Source organism: Thioreductor micantisoli (genome assembly GCF_055392745.1).
Map to the genome: position 1 here is coordinate 817,557 of NZ_AP043760.1, position 24,698 is coordinate 842,254.

General features: G+C 27.0%; 22 protein-coding genes and 1 pseudogene. 21 read left to right on the top strand and 2 right to left on the bottom strand.

What is annotated here, in order from left to right:
• The 21 genes and pseudogenes from ACZ5OA_RS04270 to ACZ5OA_RS04370 all read left to right on the top strand — a co-directional run bounded on the left by ACZ5OA_RS04270 (position 1) and on the right by ACZ5OA_RS04370 (position 22,220).
• Positions 1-954: a transaldolase gene (locus ACZ5OA_RS04270; protein ID WP_464908289.1), complete on the top strand. Its 954-nt coding sequence runs from the start codon at positions 1-3 to the stop codon at positions 952-954.
• 2 nt (positions 955-956) lie between these two features.
• Complete coding sequence (locus ACZ5OA_RS04275; RefSeq protein ID WP_464908290.1) at positions 957-2,096, top strand: type IV pilus twitching motility protein PilT; 1,140 nt, start codon at positions 957-959, stop codon at positions 2,094-2,096.
• 75 nt (positions 2,097-2,171) lie between these two features.
• A complete protein-coding gene (locus ACZ5OA_RS04280) occupies positions 2,172-2,708 on the top strand; it encodes a 50S ribosomal protein L25/general stress protein Ctc (protein WP_464908291.1) in 537 nt (178 codons plus the stop codon).
• 77 nt (positions 2,709-2,785) lie between these two features.
• Positions 2,786-3,331: an aminoacyl-tRNA hydrolase gene (gene pth / locus ACZ5OA_RS04285; protein WP_464908292.1), complete on the top strand. Its 546-nt coding sequence runs from the start codon at positions 2,786-2,788 to the stop codon at positions 3,329-3,331.
• A gap of 1 nt (position 3,332) precedes the next feature.
• The gene (locus ACZ5OA_RS04290; protein WP_464908293.1) at positions 3,333-4,364 is read left to right on the top strand and encodes an LptF/LptG family permease; all 1,032 of its coding nucleotides are present in this window, start codon (positions 3,333-3,335) and stop codon (positions 4,362-4,364) included.
• A 23-nt stretch (positions 4,365-4,387) separates the two neighbouring features.
• Positions 4,388-5,593: a diaminopimelate decarboxylase gene (lysA, locus tag ACZ5OA_RS04295; protein ID WP_464908294.1), complete on the top strand. Its 1,206-nt coding sequence runs from the start codon at positions 4,388-4,390 to the stop codon at positions 5,591-5,593.
• Positions 5,594-5,602: 9 nt separating this feature from the next.
• On the top strand, positions 5,603-6,661 hold the full coding sequence (gene pheA / locus ACZ5OA_RS04300; protein ID WP_464908295.1) for a prephenate dehydratase: 1,059 nt from the start codon (positions 5,603-5,605) through the stop codon (positions 6,659-6,661).
• Between the two features lie 2 nt (positions 6,662-6,663).
• Positions 6,664-7,734, top strand: a complete 1,071-nt coding sequence (gene hisC / locus ACZ5OA_RS04305; RefSeq protein ID WP_464908296.1) for a histidinol-phosphate transaminase — start codon at positions 6,664-6,666, stop codon at positions 7,732-7,734.
• Positions 7,735-7,742: 8 nt separating this feature from the next.
• Positions 7,743-9,446: a flagellar basal-body MS-ring/collar protein FliF gene (fliF, locus tag ACZ5OA_RS04310; protein WP_464908297.1), complete on the top strand. Its 1,704-nt coding sequence runs from the start codon at positions 7,743-7,745 to the stop codon at positions 9,444-9,446.
• 3 nt (positions 9,447-9,449) lie between these two features.
• A complete protein-coding gene (gene fliG, locus ACZ5OA_RS04315) occupies positions 9,450-10,475 on the top strand; it encodes a flagellar motor switch protein FliG (protein WP_464908298.1) in 1,026 nt (341 codons plus the stop codon).
• Positions 10,475-11,221 carry a flagellar assembly protein FliH gene (gene fliH, locus ACZ5OA_RS04320; RefSeq protein WP_464908299.1) on the top strand — a complete coding sequence of 249 codons (747 nt, stop codon included), beginning with the start codon at positions 10,475-10,477 and terminating at the stop codon, positions 11,219-11,221. The genes fliG and fliH overlap by 1 nt, the downstream gene beginning before the upstream one ends.
• A 3-nt stretch (positions 11,222-11,224) precedes the next feature.
• Positions 11,225-13,037 (top strand): annotated as a pseudogene (dxs, locus tag ACZ5OA_RS04325) (1-deoxy-D-xylulose-5-phosphate synthase).
• A gap of 91 nt (positions 13,038-13,128) precedes the next feature.
• A complete protein-coding gene (gltX, locus tag ACZ5OA_RS04330) occupies positions 13,129-14,421 on the top strand; it encodes a glutamate--tRNA ligase (RefSeq protein ID WP_464908300.1) in 1,293 nt (430 codons plus the stop codon).
• A gap of 12 nt (positions 14,422-14,433) precedes the next feature.
• Entirely contained in the window at positions 14,434-14,868 is a 435-nt protein-coding gene (locus ACZ5OA_RS04335) for a CoA-binding protein (RefSeq protein WP_464906654.1), read from the top strand.
• Positions 14,861-16,069 (top strand): threonine ammonia-lyase, encoded by a 1,209-nt coding sequence (gene ilvA / locus ACZ5OA_RS04340; RefSeq protein WP_464906655.1) that lies wholly within the window; start codon positions 14,861-14,863, stop codon positions 16,067-16,069. The genes ACZ5OA_RS04335 and ilvA overlap by 8 nt, the downstream gene beginning before the upstream one ends.
• Before the next feature lie 72 nt (positions 16,070-16,141).
• Positions 16,142-17,575 carry an Asp-tRNA(Asn)/Glu-tRNA(Gln) amidotransferase subunit GatB gene (gatB, locus tag ACZ5OA_RS04345; RefSeq protein ID WP_464906656.1) on the top strand — a complete coding sequence of 478 codons (1,434 nt, stop codon included), beginning with the start codon at positions 16,142-16,144 and terminating at the stop codon, positions 17,573-17,575.
• Complete coding sequence (locus tag ACZ5OA_RS04350; protein WP_464906657.1) at positions 17,572-19,152, top strand: NAD-binding protein; 1,581 nt, start codon at positions 17,572-17,574, stop codon at positions 19,150-19,152. Before gatB ends, ACZ5OA_RS04350 begins: the two co-directional genes overlap by 4 nt.
• Positions 19,149-19,853, top strand: a complete 705-nt coding sequence (locus tag ACZ5OA_RS04355) for a potassium channel family protein (RefSeq protein ID WP_464906658.1) — start codon at positions 19,149-19,151, stop codon at positions 19,851-19,853. The genes ACZ5OA_RS04350 and ACZ5OA_RS04355 overlap by 4 nt, the downstream gene beginning before the upstream one ends.
• Positions 19,838-20,719, top strand: a complete 882-nt coding sequence (locus ACZ5OA_RS04360) for an NAD(P)H-dependent glycerol-3-phosphate dehydrogenase (protein WP_464906659.1) — start codon at positions 19,838-19,840, stop codon at positions 20,717-20,719. The genes ACZ5OA_RS04355 and ACZ5OA_RS04360 overlap by 16 nt, the downstream gene beginning before the upstream one ends.
• Positions 20,716-21,429, top strand: a complete 714-nt coding sequence (gene tlyA, locus ACZ5OA_RS04365; protein WP_464906660.1) for a 23S rRNA (cytidine-2'-O)-methyltransferase TlyA — start codon at positions 20,716-20,718, stop codon at positions 21,427-21,429. Before ACZ5OA_RS04360 ends, tlyA begins: the two co-directional genes overlap by 4 nt.
• Complete coding sequence (locus ACZ5OA_RS04370; protein WP_464906661.1) at positions 21,426-22,220, top strand: DnaJ domain-containing protein; 795 nt, start codon at positions 21,426-21,428, stop codon at positions 22,218-22,220. The genes tlyA and ACZ5OA_RS04370 overlap by 4 nt, the downstream gene beginning before the upstream one ends.
• Positions 22,221-22,224: 4 nt before the next feature.
• Here the strand turns inward: ACZ5OA_RS04370 and queC are convergent, their stop codons facing one another.
• Both queC and mrdA read right to left on the bottom strand, forming a co-directional pair.
• A complete protein-coding gene (queC, locus tag ACZ5OA_RS04375; RefSeq protein ID WP_464906662.1) occupies positions 22,225-22,893 on the bottom strand; it encodes a 7-cyano-7-deazaguanine synthase QueC in 669 nt (222 codons plus the stop codon).
• 9 nt (positions 22,894-22,902) lie between these two features.
• Entirely contained in the window at positions 22,903-24,684 is a 1,782-nt protein-coding gene (gene mrdA / locus ACZ5OA_RS04380) for a penicillin-binding protein 2 (RefSeq protein WP_464906663.1), read from the bottom strand.
• Positions 24,685-24,698 lie beyond the last annotated feature (14 nt).

Sequence of the window (24,698 nt, forward strand, 5' to 3'; positions counted from 1 at the left end):
ATGGCAAGTATTTGGGTGGATTATTTAGAAAGAAATTTTTTAGATAATGAATTTAAAGAGTTAGTAAATAGTGGTTTGATAAATGGAATTACTTCAAATCCAGCTATTTTTGCAAATGCGATTACAAAAAGTGATGCTTATAAAGAGGATATTGTAAAATTAAAAGGTAAAACTCCAGAAAAAATATATGAAGAGTTAGCCGTAACTGATATTCAAAAAGCCTGTGATGTTTTAGAAGATAAATATAAGACAAAAGATGATGGTTTTGCAAGTATTGAAGTTAATCCTAAACTAGCAAATGATTATAGAGGTACAGTAGATGAAGCTCTGAGACTTGTTGATGAAATCCAGAGAAATAATGTTATGATAAAAGTTCCAGCAACCAAAGAGGGGTATAAAGCTATGGCTGATTTATCTAAAAGAGGAATAAATATAAATGCTACACTTGTTTTTTCTCCAAATCAAGCTATGAAATGTGCTGAAGCTTTAAGTAATCTTCCAGCAAGTGCTGATGGGGTTATTTCAGTTTTTGTAAGCAGATTTGATAGAGCTTTGAATGATAAATTAGAAAAAGTTAATTTAAGTAAAGATAGAGTGGGATTTTTTAATGCTATTAAAATTTATAATCAAATAAATGAAAAAAAATTAGCAAATGTAAAAACTCTTTTTGCTTCAACTGGTGTAAAACAAAAGTATTTAAAACCTGATTATTATGTGACTCAACTAAATTTAGATAATTCAGTTTTAACTTTGCCTCTTGATGTAATTGAATTTATTAAAGATAAAGAATTAAGTCCTGCATTTGAATTTCAAACAAAACATATAGATGCCTTTTTTAGTTTCTTAACTCCTGCGAATATTTCTATGCAACAAACTTATGAAACTTTAATGAATGAAGGGTTAAAAGCTTTTGAAAATAGTTTTAAAAATATGTTAAATACTTTAAAGGTATAAAAATGAATGAAGAACAACTTAAATTACTTGAACAAGTAAAAGCCTTTCTGTATAAAATGATTGAAATGGAAGGAAGTGATTTATATGTAAAATCAGGAGGTTATATATCAGCAAGAATAAAAGGTGATATTCATAAGTTGTCAAATTTTACAATTACTAGAGCTACTGGAATGGAAATTTGTAGAGCATTACTCAGAGGTAGAACAGATGAATTTATAGAAAAAAAAGAAGTAGATTTTACTTTTAAACTTGATGAAAATTATAGATTTAGAGGAAATGCTTTTTTTCAATTAGATGGTCCAACAGTTGTATTGAGGGTAATTCCAGCAAAAATATCAACTCTTAGTGAACTTCAAATGCCTCAATCTTTATATAAATTAGTTAATAAAGAGAGGGGGCTTGTTTTAGTGACTGGAGTTACAGGTTCTGGAAAATCAACAACTTTGGCTGCGATGATAAATGAAATAAATCATAAAGATGCAAAACATATTATTACAATAGAAGATCCAATTGAATTTGTTCATAAAGAAGATAAATGTATAATTGAACAAAGAAGTATAGGCCAAGATACTTTAAGTTTTACAAATGCATTAAAAAGTGCTTTAAGAGAAGATCCAGATATTATATTAATTGGAGAAATGAGAGATATTGAAACTATTGAAATTGCTTTACATGCAGCTGAAACTGGTCATTTAGTTTTTTCAACACTTCATACTCTTGATGCAAAAGAAACAATAAATAGAATTATAGGTATGTTTCCATCCCAAGAACAAAACAGAATTAGACTTACATTAGCTGAAATTTTAGAAGGTGTAATTTCTCAAAGACTTATAAAAACGGTAGATAATCAAAGAATGGCAGCAATGGAAATTTTACTTAGAACATCAAGAATTAGTGAATTAATTAAGGGAAATAGAGATGCTGAGATTAAAGATGCACTTGAAGAAGGTCATGAAGCTTATGGAACTCAAACTTTTGATGATGCCTTAGTAGAATTAGTATTAAGTGGACGAGTTTCAAAAGAAGAAGCCATTAAAAATGCTTCAATACCTGATGATTTAGCACTTAAAATCAAAAAAGCTCAACTATTAAATATGAGCTCAGATGAAAAAGAAGAAGAAATTATTGGCTTAAAATTATAATAAATAATTAAAGAAGGTAGAAAAAATAGAAATTTATGATATAATTCTATTTCAAAAAACTTAAAGGATTGAATAATGTTAGAAGGTATTATTAGAGAGAGTACTGGCAAAAAAGCTACAAAAGCTTTAAGAAAGGATGGTTATCTAATTGCTAACATTTATGGTAAAAATAAAGAAAACATAAATGCAGCTTTTAAAGAAAACGAATTTATCAAAAGTGTAAGAGCAAAAGAAACACTTGCATTTGATGTAAAAGTTGGAGATGATACTTATAAAGTAGTAATTCAAGAATATCAAAAAGACCCTGTTACAAGTAGACTTGTTCATGTGGATTTACTTTTAGCTCAAGATGGTGTAAAAGCTTATTACCAAGTTCCTATTAAAGTAAGTGGAACTCCAAAAGGTCTTAAAAATAAAGGTGTTTTAATCTATCATAGAAGAAGAATTAAAGTTAAAACAACTGCTGAAAAACTTCCAAATGGTTTTGAACTTGATATAAATGATTTAGATGTTGGAGATAATATTTTAATTAGAGATATTAAATTCCCAGAAGGTGTTGAATGTTATATTAACTCATCAGTACCAGTAGTTGGTGTAATTAAAGCTAAATAATTTAGCTTTCTCCTTTTTAGGAGTTAAATTATAAGTGTAATAATATTAAATTTATAATTTAACTGCAAAGGCTTTCAATGACTCTTATAGTTGGACTTGGTAATATAGGCAAGGAATATGAAAATACAAGACATAATATAGGGTTTATGGCTATTGATAAAATTCTTCCAAATTTAAATAATTATACAACTATAAATAAATCAATTTTTAAAGGTCAACTTTTTAAAAATGGAAATTATCTTTTTTTAAAACCTTCTACTTATATGAATCTTTCAGGTGAAAGTGTAGCTGCTGTTAAAAATTTTTATAAAATTGATAATAATGATATTATTGTTGTTCATGATGATTTAGATTTAAAATTAGGAGCTCTTAGGTTTAAAAAAGGTGGCGGAAATGCCGGTCATAATGGACTTAAATCTATTGATTCATATATAGGAAATGATTATCATAGAATTAGAATTGGAATAGGAAGACCTGAAGGTGAAATAAAAGTTGTGGATTATGTTTTAGGAAAATTTAAAGAAGAGGAATTAGAAAAATTAGATATAACATTGGATAATGTTCAGAAGGCTATATTTGATTGGGATGAGAAAACCTCATCTAAATACTCTCTAAAGGGTTAATTTGATTTATTTTAGAACTTTAATTATTTTATATTTTAAAAATTTTTTTGTAATTATTCTTAGTCTAGTTTCTTTTTTTGTATTTATAGATTTTATGTTTAATAAAGATAAATTACCAGAGAGTTTCAACCTTCAGTTTTTGTATGCTTTTTATCAAGGAGGAAATGCAACATTATTGATTTATCCACTTAGTTTATTATTTGCAATGATTGTTACTATAATAGAGCTAGTAAAGAAAAATGAACTTATATCTCTATTATCATTGGGATATTCCTTAAAAAAACTGTATAAACCATTTTTTATATTTAGTTTTTTTTTAACTCTATTTTTTATAGGATTTCAGTTTACTAAATTTTCTCTTTTTGCAAATAGTGCAATGCATATCAAACAAAGTGATTTTTCAAATAAAACAAATAAAAATCTTTTTTTTAAATTTAAAGATAAAATTATTTATATAAAAAAAATAGATATTTATTTAAAATCTGCAGATGGTATTAAGTTTTTTAAAATGAGTAATGATAAAATTAAAAAATTATTTTTTGTAAAAAAAGCCTCTTTTAAAAATAATGAATGGCATTCTAATAATATTTTTGCTAAAGAAATAAAAAACAGTTATATAACTACAAAACATATAAAAGGAACTTTTTTAAAAGGGTTTAAACCTACTATTTTAAATAAGTTAGAAACTAAATCTAATATGACATTAAAAGAAGCAATAGATACTTTATATTTTTTAAAAAAAGAAGATATAAATACAAATTTTATTAAAGTTTATATTTATAATGCAATAATACCTCCTCTTTCTTTTTTACTTTTAATGACTATTTTATTTTTTAAAGCTCCAATTCATAGTAGAATTTCAAATATTAAAATTTATATTTTAATATCTTTGATGAGCTCTATATTATTATGGGGTTTATTTTTATTGGCAAAAAAGATAGCATTGAATGGAATTTTAACTCCAAATATACTTTTTTTTACTCCATTTTCATTACTTTTGCTCTTAGCTATTTATTATTTTAAAAAAATTTGATAAAATCCATATAAAAAAAGGAAATGTTTATGGATTTTAAATATTTAGCTGGGAAATATTCAACACCTTTATATATATATGATTTTAATTATTTTACAAAACAATATAAAAAATTAAAAGAGGCTTTTAAAGCTAGAAAAAGTTTAATAAGTTTTGCAGTAAAAGCAAATTCTAATCTTTCTGTAATAAAACACTTTGCATCTCTTGAAAGTGGTGCCGATTGTGTAAGTATTGGAGAAGTAAAAAGAGCGTTGTTTGCAGGAATTCCCAAATATAAAATTATTTTTTCAGGAGTTGGAAAAAGAGATGATGAAATCTTAGAAGCATTAAAACTTGATATTTTAATGATAAATCTTGAATCAATGACTGAAATGAAAAGAGTTGAAGAGATTGCTAAGAAATTAAATAAAATAGCAAGAATTTCAATAAGAGTAAATCCAAATATTGACCCTAAAACGCATCCATATATCTCAACAGGACTTCATGAAAATAAATTTGGAGTAGATATTGATACTGCTACAAAAATGTATCTACAAGCAAAAAAGAGTGAAAATTTAGATCCTATTGGGATTCATTTTCATATAGGAAGTCAACTTACGGAACTTAAGCCAATTAAAGAAGCTAGCGTGATTGTATCTGATTTAGTTAGAAAACTTCAAAAAGTTGACATCGATATTAAATTTTTTGATATAGGAGGAGGGCTTGGAATTTGCTATAATAATGAAACTTTAATAGAACCTTATGATTATGCTCAAGTTATTTTGGAAACTTTAAAAGGACTTGATGTTACGATTTGTATGGAACCAGGTAGATATCTTACAGGAAATGGTGGATATCTTCTCACAAAAGTTTTATATGAAAAAATCAATGGAGATAAAAGATTTGTAATTGTTGACGCTGCTATGAATGATTTAATTAGACCAAGTCTTTATAATGCTTATCATAGAATTGAAGTATTAAGTGAAAGTAGGGAAAAAAGTAGAGCTAATATAGTTGGTCCAGTTTGTGAAAGTGGCGATTTTTTTGCGAAAAACATAGAAGCTCCAGCAACTAATTCAAATGATTTGGTAGTGATTCATAGTGCAGGTGCTTATGGATTTGTAATGAGTAGCAATTATAATACAAGGCCACGTGCAGCAGAAGTTGCTATAATTGATGGGGAAGATAAACTTATTAGAAGAAGAGAAACATTTGAAGATTTAATAGCACTTGAGAAAGATTATTTATAAAGGCAAATAATGCTAAATGAACTTAGAAAAGAAATTGATAGGATAGATGAAGAATTATTAACACTTTTAAATAAAAGAATGGAAGTTGTTAGAAAAGTAGGGGAATATAAAAATTCTTCAAATGCTCCTATCTATAGACCTGAAAGAGAAAAAGAAATTATTAATAGACTTACAAAACTCAGTATGCATCAAAATGGACTTTTGAAAAGGGATGATATTGAAGCTATATTTCTAGAAGTATTTTCTACAAGTAGAAATTTAGAAAGAACTGAAAGAATTGCTTTTTTGGGGCCTATTGGAACATTTACTCATCAAGCAGCTGAGAGTAGATTTGGCGCTACTGGAAAATATTTGCCAGTTTTAAATATTGAAGCAGTCTTTAAAAGTGTTTCTTTTAAAGAGAGTAAATATGGAGTAATTCCAATTGAAAACAATACAGAAGGGATTGTAAGTATTACACTTGATAGTTTAAGAAAATATGATGTAAAAATTGTAAATGAAATTTTTATGGATATTCATCACTCTTTTGCATCTCTTGAAGAAGATATTACAAAAATAAAAAAAATATATTCTCACCCACAAGCTTATAATCAATGTAAAACATTTTTGGAAGAATATTCTTTAATGAATGCTAAATTTATTCCTACAGAATCAACTGCAAAAGCTGCTAAACTTGCCAAAGAAGATAAGGAAGCAGGAGCAATTTGTTCGCATATTGCAGCGAAATTATATAAATTACCACTTTTATTCGCAAAAATAGAAGATAATGAAGCAAATAAAACTAGATTTATTGTTATAAGTGATTATAAAACTGGGAAGAGTGGAAATGATAAAACCTCAATTATTGCAAAAACATCTCATAAAAGTGGAGCTTTGTTTGAATTATTAAAAAAGTTTAAAGATGCTGGAATTAATTTAACTAAAATAGAATCAAGGCCTCTAAAAGATGATAGTTTCCATTCACTTTTTTATATAGATTTTGAAGGTCATATTGACGATAAAAATGTTGCAAAAATAATAGATAAAGAAAATATAACTTGGCTTGGAAGTTATGCAAAGGGAGAATAAAAATGTTTAGTGAAAATTTAGAAAAACTTACAACTTATGAAGCAGGTAAGCCAATTGAATTAGTTGTAAGAGAATATGGAATTGAGCCCAAAGATATAATCAAACTTGCAAGTAATGAAAATCCGTATGGATGTAGTAAAAGAGTTCAAAAAGAGGTTGAAAAGATAGTAAATCAAATGAGTGTATATCCAGATGACTCAATGTATGAATTAAAAGATGCACTTTCGAACAAATTTGATGTTAATGAAAAAAATATTATAATTGGGGCAGGTTCAGACCAAGTTTTAGAATTTGCAATTCATGCAGTTGAACCTAAAAAAGTTTTGATGGCAAATACAACTTTTGCAATGTATGAAATTTATGCTAAACATGTTGGTGCTGAGATTTTAAGAACTAATTCAATTTTTCATAATTTAGATGAATTTAGAGATAAATTGAATGAAAATCCAGATATTATTTTTCTTTGTTTTCCAAATAATCCAGTTGGAGAATGCTTAGATTGGACGGAGATAGAAAAATTCCTAAAAGAAGTTGATGAAAATATATTAATTATTATCGATGGGGCGTATCAAGAATATGGTGCATTTAAAGATAGTAATAAAAAAATAGAACCAAAAGATATTTTAAAATATAAAAATGTTTTATATACTGGAACTTTCAGTAAAGCTTATGGTCTTGGCGGTATGAGAGTAGGGTATGGGATTGCAAATGAGCATATAATTTCAAATTTATATAAACTAAGGCCTCCGTTTAATATTACTACTTTATCATTAAAAGCTGCTATTATTGCACTTAGTGATGAAAAGTTTGTAGATTATAGTATAGAAAATAATTTTATTGAAATGAAAAGATATGAAAAGTTTTGTAAAGAAAAAAAATTAAAATATATTGAAAGTTATACAAATTTTATAACCATTTTTGTAGATAATTCTACAAAACTTAGTGATGACTTACTGAAAAAGGGTATAATAGTTAGAAATTTGGCCGGATATAAAATGAATGCTATAAGAATAACTATTGGCTCAAGTAAGCAAAACGACAAAGTATTTAAAATATTAAATGAAATGGTATAAGGAAATAAATGGATATTAATGCGCTTATAAAACAAATTATTGCACTTACAAAAAAATTAAATAAACAACAAAAAATAATTATTATAGTTACTATTGCTTTTGTTGTTGCATTAATATCATTTTTAATTGTTTATAATTCATCTTCTAAAACAAATGGGGATGATGGATATAGAGTTTTGTTCGAAAATCTTAAACCGAGTGATGCAGCACTTATAGTCCAAGATTTAGATAAAAATAATATTTCTTATAAAATACCAAGAGATGGAGTGATTGAAGTTCGAAAGGATAAAGTACAAAAAGTTAGACTTCAAATTGCAGCTTTAGGATTACCTAAAAATAGTAAAGTGGGATTTTCTTTATTTGATAAACAAGAATTTGGTGCTACTGATTTTGAACAAAACATTAAATATTTAAGGGCAATAGAAGGAGAACTTTCTTCTACAATTGAGTCAATTAATGCAATTAAAAGTGCAAAAGTAAACATAGCAAAGCCTAAAGAATCACTTTTTGTGTCACAAAAAGTTCCAGTTACAGCATCTGTAATGATTGAACTCAGACCAAATATGGTTTTAAGTCCAAAACAGGTAATTGGAATTAAAAATTTAGTAGCTGCTGCAATTCCTAGACTTAAGCCAGAAAATGTAAAAATTATAAATCAATATGGGGATTTGCTTGGTGAAAATGATGCATTAACTGCAAATAATGACCTTCTAAAAGCTGAACTTGTTTATAAAAAAAGATATGAAAAAGCATTAGAAGATAAAATAAAAGATATTTTAGCACCAATTGTAGGTGGATATAATAAGGTCGTTGCAAAAGTAGATGTTGATTTTGATTTCTCAAAAGTTAAAAGTAAAGCAGAAATTTTTTCTCCAGATAATGTAGTTAGAAGTGAACAAACAATGGAAGAAAAAAGAGAAGGATATTCTCCAAAACAAATTGGAGGGGTTCCAGGAGCTGTGAGTAATATAGGACCGGTTCAAGGACTTAAATCTGGACAATTAAAAGATAAATATAATAAATCTACAACAACTACTAACTATGAAATATCTAAGACAATTAAAGATATAACAGAAAATTTTGTCAAAATAAAAAGAATTACGGCAGCAGTTGTAGTTGATGGTAAATATGATATGAAAAAAGATACAAAAGGAAAAGAAAAGCTTACTTATATTCCTTTATCGCAAGAAAATTTGAGCTCAATTATAAATTTAGTAAAAAGTTCTATTGGATTTAATCCTAAAAGAGGAGATGATGTAAGTGTAAGTAATTTTCAATTTAATGTTTCTTCTATTACACATCAGACATTAACTCCAGTAAATAAGGTTACTATGATGATTTCCCAATATGTAGGGCCATTTGGGCCTATTCTAAAATATCTTTTTTTAATAATAATCTTATTTATTTTTTATAAAAAAGTTATTGCTCCTTTTAGTGAAAAAATGTTAGAAATTAAACCAGAAGAAGAAAAATTCACTAAAAAAGAAATTAATTTTGAAGAAGAAGAAGTTGAAGATACTTATGATAAATTAAAAGACTTAAAAAATAAAGTAGAACAACAATTAGGTATTAATAATGATATTAATCAAGAAGATTTAAAATATGATGTTTTACTTGAAAGAATTAAAAATATGGCAGAAGAAAAGACAGAAGAAATTTCAAATGTTTTAAAGTCTTTACTTAAAGAATCAGAAGAGCATAAAAAGGGGTAATAAATGGCATTAACACCACAACAACAAGCATATTTAGATGAATTAAATATGGCAGAAAAAATAGCTATTTTACTTATTCAATTAGGAGAAGATATAACGGCACAAATATTTACTTATTTGGATGTAGAAAGTATTACAGAAGTTTCAAAGTATATAGCTACTGCAGGAGCTGTAGATAAAGCAATTGCCAGTGCTGTTTTGGAAGAATTTTATGTAATATTTCAATCAAATCAATATATTTCAACTGGTGGTATGGAATATGCAAGAGAGATTCTTTATAAAGCTCTTGGACCAGAAGAAGCTAAAAAAGTATTGGATAGACTTTCTAAATCACTTCAAAGTGAGCAAAATTTTGGATTTTTGGAAAAAGTTAAGCCAGAACAACTTGCAGATTTTATTGTACACGAACATCCTCAAACAATTGCTTTAATTTTGGCTCATATGGATCCTACTAGCGCAGCTGAAACATTGGGATATTTTACTGATGACTTAAGGGCGGAAGTACTTATCAGAATGGCTAATCTTGGAGATATTTCACCTACTATTATTAAAAGAGTTAGTGCTATTTTAGAAAGTAAATTGGAATCACTTACAAGCTATAAAGTTGAAGTAGGTGGAACTAGATTTGTTGCTGAAATATTTAATAGATTAGGACAAAAATCAGCTAAAAGTACACTTTCATATATTGAACAAGTAAACGATACATTAGCAAATCAAATTAAAGAAATGATGTTTACCTTTGATGATATTATTAAGTTGGATAAAACAGCAATAGTTGAAATTTTAAAAGCTGCAGATAAAAAAGAATTAATGATTGCACTTAAAGGAGCAAATGAAGAGCTTAAACAAAAATTCTTAGAAAATATGTCAAGTAGAGCTTCTGAGGCCTTTGTAGAAGAGTTACAATTTTTGGGTCCTGTAAAAGTAAAAGATGTAGAAGCATCTCAAAGAAAAGTTATTGAAATAGTTCAACAACTTGCAGAAGAAGGTAAAGTATCTATTGGTGCCCAAGAGGAAGTAATTGAATAATGGGAAAAATTTTAAATGTAGAAGAAGGAACACATAAAGTTGAAACATACGCGTTAAAACCTCTTAATTTAGAAAAAAATTCTAAAAAAGATGAGACAGTAAAAGTTGAATCTATTGATATAAAAGATATTCCTGAAAATAATAGTAACAATAACGAATTAATTGAAAATTTATTAAAAAACAGTGATGAAGTTTCAAGTCAGCTTGCAAAAATGCAAATACAATTTGAAACTCAACAACAAGAATTTCAAAAACAATTAACTGAGGTAAAAAAATTATCATATAAAGACGGATATAACGAAGGTTATAATAAAGCTAAAAATGAAAATGAAGAAGAAATTAAAGCAAGGCTAGGTAAATTAATTGAATTAATATCTAAAGTTGAAAAAGTCTATGAGGAGTATCAAAATAAAGCAGAAAATATAGAAAAAGAGCTTGTAGGCGTTGCTATGGATATAGCTGAACAAGTAATTGCTAAAGAGCTTAGTAAATATTCAAAAGAGATAGCTCTAAATTTGACTAAAGAGCTTATAAATGATATAAAAGAGGCCACAAAAATAGAAATAAAAATAAATCCAATTGATTATGAATATGTTAAAGAAAATTTACAACTTGAAAAAGTAAAAATTACGCCAGATAATGCTATAAGTCCAGGTGGAGTTGTTATTTTAAGTGATACTGGTAATATTGAAGCTGAAATTGGTGATAGATTTAAAACAATAAAAGAAAATATTGTAAAAGGTTAGAATTTGAATATAAAAAATAAAAATATACAAGAATTAGAAAAATTAGCAAAGGAAATAAGAGAAAAAATTATTGATTTAGTATCAACAAATGGAGGTCATTTAAGCTCAACACTTGGAGCAGTAGATTTAATTATAGGAATGCATTATGTTTTTGACGTTCAGAAAGACCCTTTTATTTTTGATGTTTCTCATCAAGCTTATGCACATAAAATGCTAACTGATAGATGGGATAGATTTGATAGACTTCGTCAGATTGATGGAATTAGTGGTTATACTCGTCCAAATGAAAGTAAATATGATTATATTAGTGCAGGGCATTCTTCTACTTCTATTTCAGTTGCTGTTGGAGCTGCAAAAGCCATAAAATTAAAAAATGAAGATAGAATCCCAGTTGCTTTTATTGGTGATGGAAGTATGAGTGCTGGAATGGCTTGCGAAGCTATGAATGAATTAGGCTTTAGAAAATATCCGGTAGTTATAATTTTGAATGATAATGAAATGAGTATAGGTAAACCAACAGGTGCAATTAGTAAATATTTAACTAAGATGAAAGCTGGAAAATTTTATCAAGGTTTTAAAGACAAATTCAAAGGATTTTTAGAAACACTCCCACAAGATTTTAAATATGCTGCTAAAAAATTTGAAGAAATGCTTGCAATAAATGGAATATTTTTTGAAGAAATGGGACTTGAATATATTGGGCCAATTGATGGACATAATTTAGAAGAAATAATTGAAACATTAAAAATAGCAAAAAAGTTAAAAAAACCAGTTGTTGTTCATGCAAAAACAATTAAAGGAAAAGGTTACAGACAAGCAGAAGGACATTTTGAGCATTGGCATGGTGTAAGTCCATTTGATAAAGAAACATGCAAACCTTTGAAACCTTCGACTTTAAATGCAACAAAAGTATTTAGTAACTATTTACTTAAAAAAGCTGATGAAAATGAAAAAATAGTAGGAGTTACTGCTGCTATGCCAAGTGGAACTGGAATGAAGCCACTTTTGGAAAAATATCCTGATAGATTTTGGGATGTAGCAATTGCAGAACAACATGCAGTTACTTCTATGGCTCCACTAGCAAAAGAAGGATTTCGCCCTTTTGTAGCGATTTATTCTACATTTTTACAAAGAGGGTATGATCAAATTATTCATGATGTTTGTATAGATAAATATCCAGTTATTTTTGCTATTGATAGAGCAGGGCTTGTAGGACAAGATGGAGAAACTCATCAAGGACTTTTTGATATAGGATATCTTAAAATTATTCCAAATATTACAATTTTCGCTCCACGATGTTTCAAAACACTTGAATATGCTATGGATTTTGCAATAGAATTTACTAATAATGCAACAGCATTTCGTTATCCAAGAGGGGCTTTTTATGAAGTAGAAGCCGAGCCTTCGCCTTTTGAATATGGGAAAGGTGAGTTATTAAAAGACAGGTAATAATATTATGTTAATAGGATATGGGAATGGAGTTGGTAGAGCTTGGCAAGTTAGTAAATTATTAGAAAAAGATGGAATTAATTCAGGAGTAGTTGACCTGCGTTTTATAAAACCATTAGATGAAAAATTGCTTCAAAATATAAAAGCAAAAACTATTTTTGTATTTAGTGATAGTGCTAAAATAGGAGGGGTTGGAGAAACTTTGGAAGCTTTTTATAATGAAGTTCAAATAGATAAACGAATTATATCTTTCGAAATTGAAGATAGATTTATTCCACATGGTCAAACTAAAGATATTGAAAAAATGTTAAAGATTGATATAGAAAGTTTGGCTAAGAGAGTTAAAGAATTGAAAATTGATAATTGATAATTGATAATTGATAATTAATATTTTTTAATAATTCTCAATTTTATGATTATTGAGTATAATTTCAAAAAACTTTTAATAAAGGAAATAAATGTTAAGATTTGCACCAAGTCCAACAGGTGATATGCATATAGGAAATTTAAGAGTAGCTTTATTTAATTATATTGTAGCTAAACAAAGAAATGAAAAACTTTTAATAAGAATTGAAGATACAGATAATGAAAGAAATATCGAAGGTAAAGACCAAGCAATTTTAGATATTCTAAATGCTTTTAATATAAAATATGATCAAATTGTTTATCAAAGTAGTAATTTCAAAACTCATTGGAAATTTGCAACGGATTTATTAACAAATAAAAAAGCGTTCGTTTGTTTTTGTTCGGCTGAGGATATTGAAAAAGAGAGAATAAAAGCAAGCGCAGAAAAAAGACCTTATAGATATTCTGGTAAATGTGAAACTTTGAGTGATATTGAAGTTTTAGAGAGAGAAGATGAACCTTTTGTAGTTAGACTTAAAAAACCAGAAGAAGCTATTGAATTTGATGATTATGCAAAAGGACATTTAAAATTTGAACCTTTTGATATAGATAGCTTTGTAATTTTAAGACAAAATAAAATTCCAACTTATAATTTTGCTTGTGCAATAGATGATATGCTTTATGATATTTCTTTAATCATCAGAGGAGAAGATCATTTAAGTAATACTCCAAAACAAATAGCTATTCAAAAAGCAGTTGGATATGATAAAAAATTAGAATATGCACATCTTCCTATTATTTTAAACAGTGAAGGTAAGAAAATGAGTAAAAGAGATGAAGCATCAAGTGTTTTATGGCTTTTTGAAGAAGGATTTTTACCAGAGGCAATTGCAAATTATTTAGTTTTACTTGGAAATAAACCTCCCAAAGAAATTTTTACACTAGATGAAGCAATAGAATTTTTTGATTTGAAAAAACTTTCAAAAGCGCCAGCTAGGTTTGATATTGATAAACTTAGATTTATAAATAGAGAACATCTTAAACAAATAGATGATTTAGCTTCTTTACTTCAAATTCATAAATCACTTAATAATTTAGCAAAAGTTTATCTTGAAGAAGCATCTACTTTGAAAGAATTAAAATCTAAAATTGATGATGTTTTAACAAAAAGAACTTTAAATGAAGAATGGAAAGAAGAAATCAAACTTATCAAAACTGAAATTTTAAACAGTGATTTAGAAGAAGATTATAATGAGTTTAAAAATAGAGTTTCAAAAAATACAAACCTTAAAGGAAAAAAACTTTTTATGCCTTTAAGATTGCTTTTGACAAATAAAACTCATGGACCAAATATTAGTGATATTTATCCAGCAATTAAAGATATGTTAAAAGAATTAATTAAATAAAAGGAGAAAATTATGGCAAGTTGTGAATTACCAAGTGCAGGTCAAAAAAACGAAAAATTATGTAAAATGTTAGAAGATACAAAAATAATGGCTGTAGTAGGGCTTTCACCAAAACCTCATAGAGATAGCAATATAGTTGCAAAATATTTTCAAGATAAGGGAGTAAAAATCATTCCTGTGTATCCAAGAGAAGAAACTATTTTAGGAGAAAAAGTTTATAGAAGTTTAGATGAGATACCTGAGAAAGTGGATATGGTAGTTGTTTTTAGAAAAGCTGAGGATACCCCTCCTATTGCTAAAAAAGCTGCAAACATTAAAGCAAAATATTTTTGGATGCAAGAGAGTGTTATAAATGATGAAGCTATAAAAATAGCTGAAGATGGTGGGCTTGAAGCTGTTCAAAACAGATGTTCTATGGTAGAAGATAAAAGGTGTCAAAATGCTTAATTTAGAATCAATAAAAAAGGCACAAAAAAATATAAATAAGGTTGTTACAAAAACTCCTTTTGCTTATGCTCCAGTTTTATCTCAAATGATAGGTAATGAAATTTATCTAAAAAAAGAAAATCTTCAACACACAGGTTCTTTTAAACTTAGAGGTGCTTTTAATAAAATAGCAACTTTAAGTGAGGAAGAAAAATCAAAAGGTGTAATCGCTGCAAGTGCTGGAAATCATGCACAAGGGGTCGCATATAGTGCTAGTTATTTTGATATTCCTTCAACTATTGTTATGCCAGAAGCAACTCCCATGACAAAAGTGAGTGGAGTTAAAAGTCATGGTGGAGAAGTTGTATTAGCGGGAAATAATTATGATGAAGCGTATGCAGAGGCGGTAAAATTATCAGATGAAAAAAGTCTTACTTTTATTCATCCATTTGCTGATTATAAAGTTATGGCAGGACAAGGAACAATTGCACTTGAAATGTTAGAAGAACAACCAGATTTGGAAGTTATTATAGTTCCAATCGGTGGTGGTGGTTTGATTAGTGGAATAGCTACTGCTGCAAAAGCAATAAATCCAAAAATTAAAATTATTGGAGTAGTTTCAAGTGGAGCACCTGCAATGTATAATTCTTACAAAAGTGGAATTATACAGGATTCTACAAGTGTAAAAACAATAGCAGATGGAATTGCCGTTAGAGATTCTAATCCAATGACTTTTGAAATAATAAAAGATATAGTAGATGATATTGTAACTGTTAATGATGAAGAAATAGCAACTGCAATTCTATATTTAATGGAAAAACAAAAAATTGTAGTAGAAGGTGCTGGGGCAGTTGGAATAGCAGCACTTATGCATCATAAACTTAAATTTAATTCTCCTAAAAAAATCGGAGTAGTAGTAAGTGGTGGTAATATTGATGTTACAATGGTAAATATTATTATTGAAAAAGGTTTAATTAAATCTAATAGAAAAATGAAATTAATTGTAACTTTAATAGACAAGCCTGGAAGTTTAATGAAATTAACAGAGATTTTAAAAGATGTAAAAGCAAATATTGTTCAAGTTGGTTATGATAGAACTGATATTAATTTATCTTTTGGTGATGCAAATGTATCTGTAGCACTTGAAACTAGAGGAGCAGAACATCAAGAAGAAATAAAAAAAGCTTTATATAAAAATGGATTTAGATTTGTAATTGAGTGAAAATAATTGATAATGGAAAATAGAGAATTGAGAATTTGATATAATTAGAAATATAAAATAAAGGAGAATATTTTGAGTAAATATTATGAAACAGTTATAGGTTTAGAAGTTCATGTTCAATTAAATACAAAAAGTAAATTATTTTGTTCATGTCCAACAAGTTTTGGTGATGATGCTAATATTCATACTTGTCCAGTATGTTTAGCACTTCCTGGAGCATTACCAGTTATGAATAGAGAAGCTATGAAAAAAGCAGTTATGTTTGGTAAAGCTATAGGAGCAGTAATTAATAGAAAATCTATTTTTGCAAGAAAAAACTATTTTTATCCAGATTTACCAACAGGTTATCAAATTTCTCAATTTGAAGTTCCAATTGTAGGAAAAGGTGAGTTGGTAATTGATTTTGAAGATGGAACTAAAAAAACTATTGGTGTTACGAGAGCACATTTGGAAATGGATGCAGGAAAGAATATGCATGATGGTCCTATTTCTAAAGTTGATTTAAATAGAGCAAGTACTCCACTTTTGGAAATAGTTAGTGAACCAGATATGAGAAGTAGCGAAGAAGCTATTCTTTATCTTAAGAAACTTCACGCAATTGTTAGATATATCGGAATTAGTGATGCAAATATGCAAGAAGGGAGTTTTAGATGTGACGCAAATGTTTCAGTTAGACCAAAAGGTCAAAAAGAGTTTGGAACAAGAGTAGAAATCAAAAACTTAAACTCATTTAGACATATTGCAAAGGCAATTGAATATGAAGTTGAAAGACAAATTGAAGCTTATGAAGATGAAACTTATGAAGATGAAGTTTATCTAGAAACAAGACTTTTTGATGTAAATAATGGTATTACTAAATCTATGAGAGGTAAAGAAGATAGTGCTGATTATAGATATTTTCCAGATCCAGATTTATTACCTCTTGAAATTGATGATGAAAGTATGGCCGCCCCAATTCCAGAACTTCCAGATGAAAAAAAAGAAAGATTTATAAAAGATTATGGAATAAAAGAGTATGATGCATTAGTATTAACAAGTGAATTGGAGATGGCTAATTTTTATGAAGAAGTTGTTAAATGTAAAGTTAGCGGTAAAAATGCAGTAAATTATTTAACTACTGAATTATTAGGAAGACTTAAAAAAACTGGAATTTTTGATATTACAAAATCTCCAATTAGTGCCAAAACTTTAGGAAAAGTTATATCAAGAGTTGAAGATGGTACAATTAATGGAAGAGGTGCAAAAGATTTACTTGATTTACTTATGGAAAAAGTTATAGAAGTTGACGACGCAATTGAAAAACTTGGAATTAAACAAATGAATGATGAAGGTGCTTTAATTGCTGTTATTGATGAGATTTTAACTAAAAACGGCGATAAAGTAGAAGAATATAAATCAGGAAAAGATAAACTATTTGGATTTTTTGTTGGACAAGTCATGAAAGCTACAAAAGGTAGCGCGAATCCAGCAAGTGTAAATAAGATTTTAAAAGAGAAACTTTCTTGATTGCAAAATTTCTAATTTTTTTAGCTAGATATTTAAATACAAACGAAAGATATAAAAAAACTAAAAAGTTTTTTTATAATCTTTTAGAAAATGATTCTTATAAATATAAAAAAGTTTTTGATACTTTTATGATTTTTATGGTCTTAAGTAGTGTTTTTGTTTTGCTTTATGATGTAAAAAATAGTTTAGGAGAACTTCTTTATATTTATGATATTTATGTTGTAACTACTATTTTTATTGTTGAATATTTACTGAGAGTTTGGGTTTATAATGATAATCGTAAAATTATTTTAAATGAACTTGAAGAATCTACATTTCTTAATAGGAAATTTAATACAAAAAAAATACTTTTTAAACTTGTAAAGAAAAAATTTGAATATATTACAACTCCATTTGCTATTATTGATTTGTTGGCTATATTACCGGCATTTAGGGCTTTTAGAATTTTTAGAATTTTTATGCTTTTTAGACTTTTTAAAGTATTAAGATATACACAAAGTGTAAATAGTTTTCTTTCAATTGTAACTACAAAAAAATTTGAAATTTTAACACTACTTACGTTAGTTGCTTTTATTGTTTTTATTGGTGGGGCTGTTATTTATGTTTTCGAATATGGTAAAAATCCAAATATCCATAATTTTTTTGATGCTCTTTATTGGAGTTTAGTAACAATTGCTACTGTTGGTTATGGTGATATTACTCCTATTACATACCAAGGGCGTATATTAACTATGTTTTTAATTTTATCTGGTATTGGTTTTATCTCTTTTACTACTTCGATTATAGCATCTGCTTTTAGTGAAAAATTAAGGGAAATGAAGCTAAATAGAATTGAAACAGAAGCCCATAAATTAAAAGAATTTTATTTAATTTGTGGATATTCTAAAATCACAGAATTAGTTGCCGGGAATTTTAAAAAAAATAAAGAAAGGTTTATTATAGTTGATCTTGATGAAAAAAAAATATTAGAAGCAAGTGATAGAGGGTTTTTAGCTTTAAAAGCAGATGTTACACAAAAAAAGATTTTAGAAATATTTGACTTTAAACATGTAAAATATATAATGGTTTTAACAAATGATGATATTATAAATACATTTTTAACTTTATCTCTTCATTCATATGCACCTAGAACAAAAATGATATCTATTGCAAATGATGAAAGAAATAGAGAAAAAATTCAAAAAGCAGGTGCGAATATAGTTTTAAATCCAACAAAAGCATTGTCTTTATTTGTTAAAGAGTACATAGGTAATCCTGTCTCATTTAAAGTTATTACTACAATTTTTGAGAATAATTCAAAAACAGGTGTTGATGAAATTGAAGTTTTAGAAAATTCTTTTTTAGAAAATAAATTTATTGGTGAAATAGAATTAAAAAAACATAAATTAGTTTTAATTGGCGTAGTTAAAACAAATAAAAGTAAAAATCATCATCATACGATTGATGTAAAAGATAAATATTTTTATTTCAATCCTGACTCTGATGTTTTGCTTGAAAAAGGAGATGTTTTGTTGGTAATAGGTGATGATAGAAGTATAAAATATTTTAAATATAATTATGTAGAGAAACTATCATGAAAAAAGAGATACTTTTTGGATATGGGAAAAATGGTAAAGCTGTAGCTCATGAACTCGAAAGAAAAGATTTTACTATTGTTGTGTTTAATGAAGAAGAAAAAAAAGATGCTGGGAATGATGGATATTTAAATGTAGAATTATTATCTAACGATATATTAGATGAAGAATTAATTGAAATTGGTATAAAAGATACTGAAATAGCTATATGTGTTTTAGAAAATGAAGCAAGAAATCTATTTTTAAGTTTAAGTATTCGAAATTTAAATAAAAATATTAAAATTATTGCAAAATCAGAAGATAAAGAGTATGTCCATAGATATAGACTTGCTGGAGTAAATAAAATAATTTCTCCTTATGATATAATAGCTAAAAGAATAGATGTGATATTAAAAAAACCTGTAACAATTGATATAATTAATTCTATTGTATTTGAAGATACAGATTTATATTTTTCTCAGATCGATATTATTGATAATTCATTTTTAGATGGAAAGAAACTTAGTGAAATAGAACTAGAACAAGAGTATAATTTAGTAATAGTTGGAATTATAAATAAAGAAAAAAGTAATAGATTACAATTTTTAGGTAATTATGATCATAAACTCGATGGAGGTGATATATTAGTAGTTATTGGCCCTTCTTCTGAGTTAGAAAGAATAAAAAATGAAATGGAGGTATCTACGAAATGGCACTCTCAGTAATTGGAGCAGGTAAATGGGGTGAAGCACTATTTAGTGCTTTTAAAATAAATAATAAAGTAGAAATAACTTCAAGGACAAAAAGAGATATTGATGGATTTGTAAGTTTAGATGAAGCATTAACAAGTGAATATATAGTTATTTCTATTGCTACCCAAAGTTTAAAAGAATTTTTGAAAAAAATAGATTTAAAAAATAAAAAAATATTAGTAGCTTCAAAAGGAATTGATAAAGAAAATTTTAAATTTATAAATGAAATTTATGAAGAGTGTGTAGATAAAGATAATTTAGCATATATTGGAGGCCCGAGTTTTGCAAAAGAAGTAATGGAATATAAACCAACCGCACTTGTAATTGCAAGTTATAATATAAGTTTAGCAAAAGAGTTTAGTGAATTTTTCCCAAATTTTATAAAAACTTATATCAGTAAAGATGTAATGGGAGTGGAAATTGCAGGTGCATATAAAAATGTAATAGCTATTGCTAGTGGAATTTGTGAAGGTCTTAATTTAGGAAATAATGCAAAAGCATCTCTTTTAGCAAGAGGGCTTGTTGAAATGGATAGATTTAGCGCAGTTTTTGGTGGAGAAAAAGAGACTATTTTAGGACTTGCTGGAAGTGGAGATCTTTTTTTAACTGCTAATAGTGTGTTATCAAGAAATTATAGAGTAGGGCTTGGACTGGCAGTTGGTAAAAATTTAAATACTATTTTAGAAGAATTAGGTGAAGTTGCAGAAGGTGTTTGGACTAGTGATGCGATTTATAAATTAAGTAAAAAATTTAGTATTTATACTCCTATAGCAGATGAAGTTTATCATATATTAAATGGTAAAAATATAAAAGAAAGTTTAAAGGATTTATTAAAGTGAGATTAGATAAATATTTAATGGAAAAAGGCTTTTTTGAAAGTAGGAATAAAGCGGATGAGGCTATTAAAAATGAAAAAGTTAGAATTAATGGAAATTTAGTTAAAAAGTCATCTTATAAAGTAAATGAAAATGATAAAATTGAAATTTTAGGAGAAAGTTTTGTTAGTCGTGCAGCGTGGAAACTAAAAAATTATATTGATAAATATGATATAAATATTCAAGATAAATTGGCACTTGACATAGGAAGTAGCACTGGTGGATTTAGCGAAGTTTTACTCTCAAATGGAGTTAAAAAAGTTGTTTGTGTAGATGTTGGTAAAAATCAATTACATAGTAAAATTAGAAATAATGAAAAAAGTGAAGTTTATGAAAAAACTGATATAAGAGAATTTCAATATTCCCAAAAGTTTGATGTTATAGTAAGTGATGTGAGTTTTATATCACTTCTAAAAATTATAGATAAAATTAACGCGCTTGCAAAGAATGATATAATTTTGCTTTTTAAACCTCAATTTGAAGTTGGAAGATTAGCAAAAAGAGATAAAAAAGGTGTAGTAATAGATGAAAGAGCTATTTTTGGTGCGTTAGAAAATTTTAAGCTTCAATGTAAGATTTTAGGTTGGGAATTAATGAGAGAAGAAGAAAGCTCAGTTTTAGGAAAAGAAGGAAATAAAGAATATATTTTACATTTTAAAAAGGATAAAAAATGATGAATTTAATTTTATTAATTGTAGCACTATTTATTGCATATAAAGTATATGAAAATATAAATAAATTTGGATGTAAATGTGAAAATTGTGGTAAAAACATCAAATGTGATGATGAATTTTGTATTCATTGTGGTGCACCAAATAAGCATAAAGAAGCATATATGGATAATGGACAAAAGCAAAATAGTAATTTTAATTATGAAGAACCTGAACAAGAAAAAGTTCATTATAACTATTATGAAGTGGTGGATGATTTAGATGGTGTAATAGTTTCTCTTATGGCAAAAGTTGCAAAAGATAATGGAATTGTTAGTAAAAATGAAGCAAAATATATTTCCCAGAGATATTTGGAACTTGCAAGATTAACACACAAAACGACTGATGTAATTGATGTTTATGAAGAAATCTTTAATCGTGAAAAAGATAGAAAAGATAATATTAAAGAAATTGCTAATAAATTAAAAGATTTAGATGAATCGGCTAAAGCTTATGTTTTAAAAGTTTTAACTGAATTATCTGGAATTGATGGCGAAAATGAGATTTTAAAAGAGATAAAAGAGGCTATGAAATTTGAAATGAAAGCAACAAATAGTTATTATGAAATTTTAAATTCTAAACCTACTGATAATTGGGATACTATAAGACATAATTATAGAGAGTTAGTAAAGCAATATCATTATGATAAATTAGCAAGTAAAAATTTACCAAAAGATATGCTGACATATGCAGGGCAACGATTAAAAGAGATAAATGAAGCTTATGATTCTTTGAAGAATTTAAAAGAAAAATAAAATATTATTTTTCTAGATAAGCAATTGGGTCTTTGAAACCTGCTTTTTCAAAACCTTTAAGTCTTAGCCTACAACTATCACAAACCCCACAAGCTTTATCTTCATTTTGATAACAGCTCCAAGTTAGACTTAAATTTACTTTTTCTTTTATTGCTTTTTTTACAATATCTTCTTTTTTTAGATGAATTAGTGGAGTTTTTATTTCTATATTAGTCTCTTTTTTTGTTCCTAAATTTATACTTTCTTGCATACTTTTTATAAATTCATCAGTACAATCAGGATAACCACTACTATCTTCCTCAACAACACCTATAAACATAGCTTTTGCATTTTCTTTTTCAGCAATAGCTCCAGCAATTGATAAAAATATACCATTTCTAAATGGAACATAAGTTACAGGAACTCCATCTTCTAAACCAGTAGTTGGGACAGAAATATTTTTATCTGTCAAAGCACTTGCTCCAATTTGAGTAAAAAAATCTAAATCTATTACATATTTTTTAGTTATATTTAATTCATTACAAACATTATTATAAGATTTTAATTCTCTTTTTTCAGTTCTTTGTCCATAATTAAAATGAACTGCAATTACTTCATAACCCTGATTTTTTGCTATATAAGCTGTTGTGGTACTATCCATTCCACCACTTAAAATTACTACTGCTTTTTTCATTATCGTCCTTTATTTAACTTTTATATAGTGTAATTCTACCAATTTTTTATAAATTTTACTAATAATAAGACCTGCCGCACTACCTCCATGACCTCCATGTTCTATCATAGCTGTAACTACAAATTTCGGATGTCTGTATGGCCCATAAGTTGTAAGCCAAGCATGTGATCTTTTCCAATAAGCCAATTCATCTTCTTTTTTTCTTTTTTTTACATCTTGTGGTATTGAGTGAACTTGTGCGGTTCCTGTTTTACCAGCTATTTGAAAATATGGTATTTTTATATGATTTGTGGCAGTTCCTCCAGGAGAGTTACAAACTTCCCACATTCCTTTTCTAATGATAGGTAATAATTTTTTTTCTTTGTTAGTTAAAACATCTTTTTGTTTTGGCATAATTATTTTAGTATCAATACTTTTTATGATTTGAGGGATTGGTAATTTACCAGTTGCCATTAATGCAGTATTTACAGCTACTTGTAAAGGTGTAACTAAAACATATCCTTGACCAATTGCACTATTTAGTGTCTCACCAATAAACCAATTTTGATGATACCTTTTTAGCTTCCATTTTTTGTTAGGAATTATACCACTTCGTTCATTTGGTAAATCTATTCCAGTTTTTTTGCCAAATCCCATTTTTTTGAGATTTTCAGAAATATAATCAATTCCAAGTAATAATCCAATTTGATAAAAATATGTATCTGCACTTCTTTTTATAGCCTTAAATATATCAGTCCAACCATGACCTGCAGCTCTCCAATCTCTAAATTTTCTATTTCCTATTTCTATATATCCAGGGCACCATAATTTTTTGTATGGGCTTATTTTCCCACTTGCAATAGCAACGAGTCCAATAGCTGGTTTTACAACAGAACCAGGAGGATAAAGACCAGCTATAGCTTTATTTAGAAATGGTTTAAAATTGTTATGAATTAATTTTTGCCACTCTTTAACAGATATTCCTTTTACAAATAGATTATTATTATATGAAGGATAGTTTACCATAGAGATAATTCTTCCTTTTGTATCCATAACAATAATAGTTCCTTTTTTATGGGATTTTTTAAAAAGATTAAATATAAATTTTTGTAAATTTACATCAATATTTAATGTTAAATTATGTGTACTTGGTTTAACTTTATTTATTTTTTTTATTATTTTATTTTTTGCATTTACAATTACATTTATATAACCTAGCTTTCCTGTTAATTCTTTGTTATATTCTTTTTCAATACCACTTTTACCAGTTATTTTTATATATTTTAATTGGGGATTTTGATATATTTGTTTTTGATTTGCTTTTCCTACATAACCTAAGATATGGCTTAATATCTCTTTTTGAGGGTAAATCCTTAAATAATCAGACTCTATTTTTATATTTTTATTTTGTATTAAAATAGGAAAATATGAATAAATATCATTATATTTTATATAATCAATCATATTTATATATTGATGGTTATACCACGAATTTTGTTTTTTATAATCTTGAAAAATTTTATTTTTATCTATTTTTATATAATTATTTATAAAGTTAATAGTTTTATTTAATTCTACATCTTTTAAATGTGGCTTTATAAGTAAAGCAAATCTAAGTTCATTATATGCTATTGGATTATGGTTTGTATCATAAATAACTCCTCTAATAGGTTTTATGTGTATTTTTTTATGTATGTTATTATTTGCTAAATTTGTATATAATTTGTGATTTATTACAGATAAATCAGATACTCTTATTATAATTAATAAATATAATAAAAATATTATTGTTAATATTATTTTTTGTTTCATTTAAATACTTTAAG

Bases quoted from the DNA above. Each gene is read 5' to 3' on its own strand.
- ACZ5OA_RS04270 (WP_464908289.1), top strand. From the start codon at position 1: ATGGCAAGTATTTGGGTGGATTATTTAGAAAGAAATTTTTTAGATAAT.
- ACZ5OA_RS04275 (WP_464908290.1), top strand. From the start codon at position 957: ATGAATGAAGAACAACTTAAATTACTTGAACAAGTAAAAGCCTTTCTG.
- ACZ5OA_RS04280 (WP_464908291.1), top strand. From the start codon at position 2,172: ATGTTAGAAGGTATTATTAGAGAGAGTACTGGCAAAAAAGCTACAAAA.
- pth (WP_464908292.1), top strand. From the start codon at position 2,786: ATGACTCTTATAGTTGGACTTGGTAATATAGGCAAGGAATATGAAAAT.
- lysA (WP_464908294.1), top strand. From the start codon at position 4,388: ATGTTTATGGATTTTAAATATTTAGCTGGGAAATATTCAACACCTTTA.
- pheA (WP_464908295.1), top strand. From the start codon at position 5,603: ATGCTAAATGAACTTAGAAAAGAAATTGATAGGATAGATGAAGAATTA.
- hisC (WP_464908296.1), top strand. From the start codon at position 6,664: ATGTTTAGTGAAAATTTAGAAAAACTTACAACTTATGAAGCAGGTAAG.
- fliF (WP_464908297.1), top strand. From the start codon at position 7,743: ATGGATATTAATGCGCTTATAAAACAAATTATTGCACTTACAAAAAAA.
- fliG (WP_464908298.1), top strand. From the start codon at position 9,450: ATGGCATTAACACCACAACAACAAGCATATTTAGATGAATTAAATATG.
- fliH (WP_464908299.1), top strand. From the start codon at position 10,475: ATGGGAAAAATTTTAAATGTAGAAGAAGGAACACATAAAGTTGAAACA.
- gltX (WP_464908300.1), top strand. From the start codon at position 13,129: ATGTTAAGATTTGCACCAAGTCCAACAGGTGATATGCATATAGGAAAT.
- ACZ5OA_RS04335 (WP_464906654.1), top strand. From the start codon at position 14,434: ATGGCAAGTTGTGAATTACCAAGTGCAGGTCAAAAAAACGAAAAATTA.
- ilvA (WP_464906655.1), top strand. From the start codon at position 14,861: ATGCTTAATTTAGAATCAATAAAAAAGGCACAAAAAAATATAAATAAG.
- ACZ5OA_RS04355 (WP_464906658.1), top strand. From the start codon at position 19,149: ATGAAAAAAGAGATACTTTTTGGATATGGGAAAAATGGTAAAGCTGTA.
- ACZ5OA_RS04360 (WP_464906659.1), top strand. From the start codon at position 19,838: ATGGCACTCTCAGTAATTGGAGCAGGTAAATGGGGTGAAGCACTATTT.
- ACZ5OA_RS04370 (WP_464906661.1), top strand. From the start codon at position 21,426: ATGATGAATTTAATTTTATTAATTGTAGCACTATTTATTGCATATAAA.
- queC (WP_464906662.1), bottom strand. From the start codon at position 22,893: ATGAAAAAAGCAGTAGTAATTTTAAGTGGTGGAATGGATAGTACCACA.
- mrdA (WP_464906663.1), bottom strand. From the start codon at position 24,684: ATGAAACAAAAAATAATATTAACAATAATATTTTTATTATATTTATTA.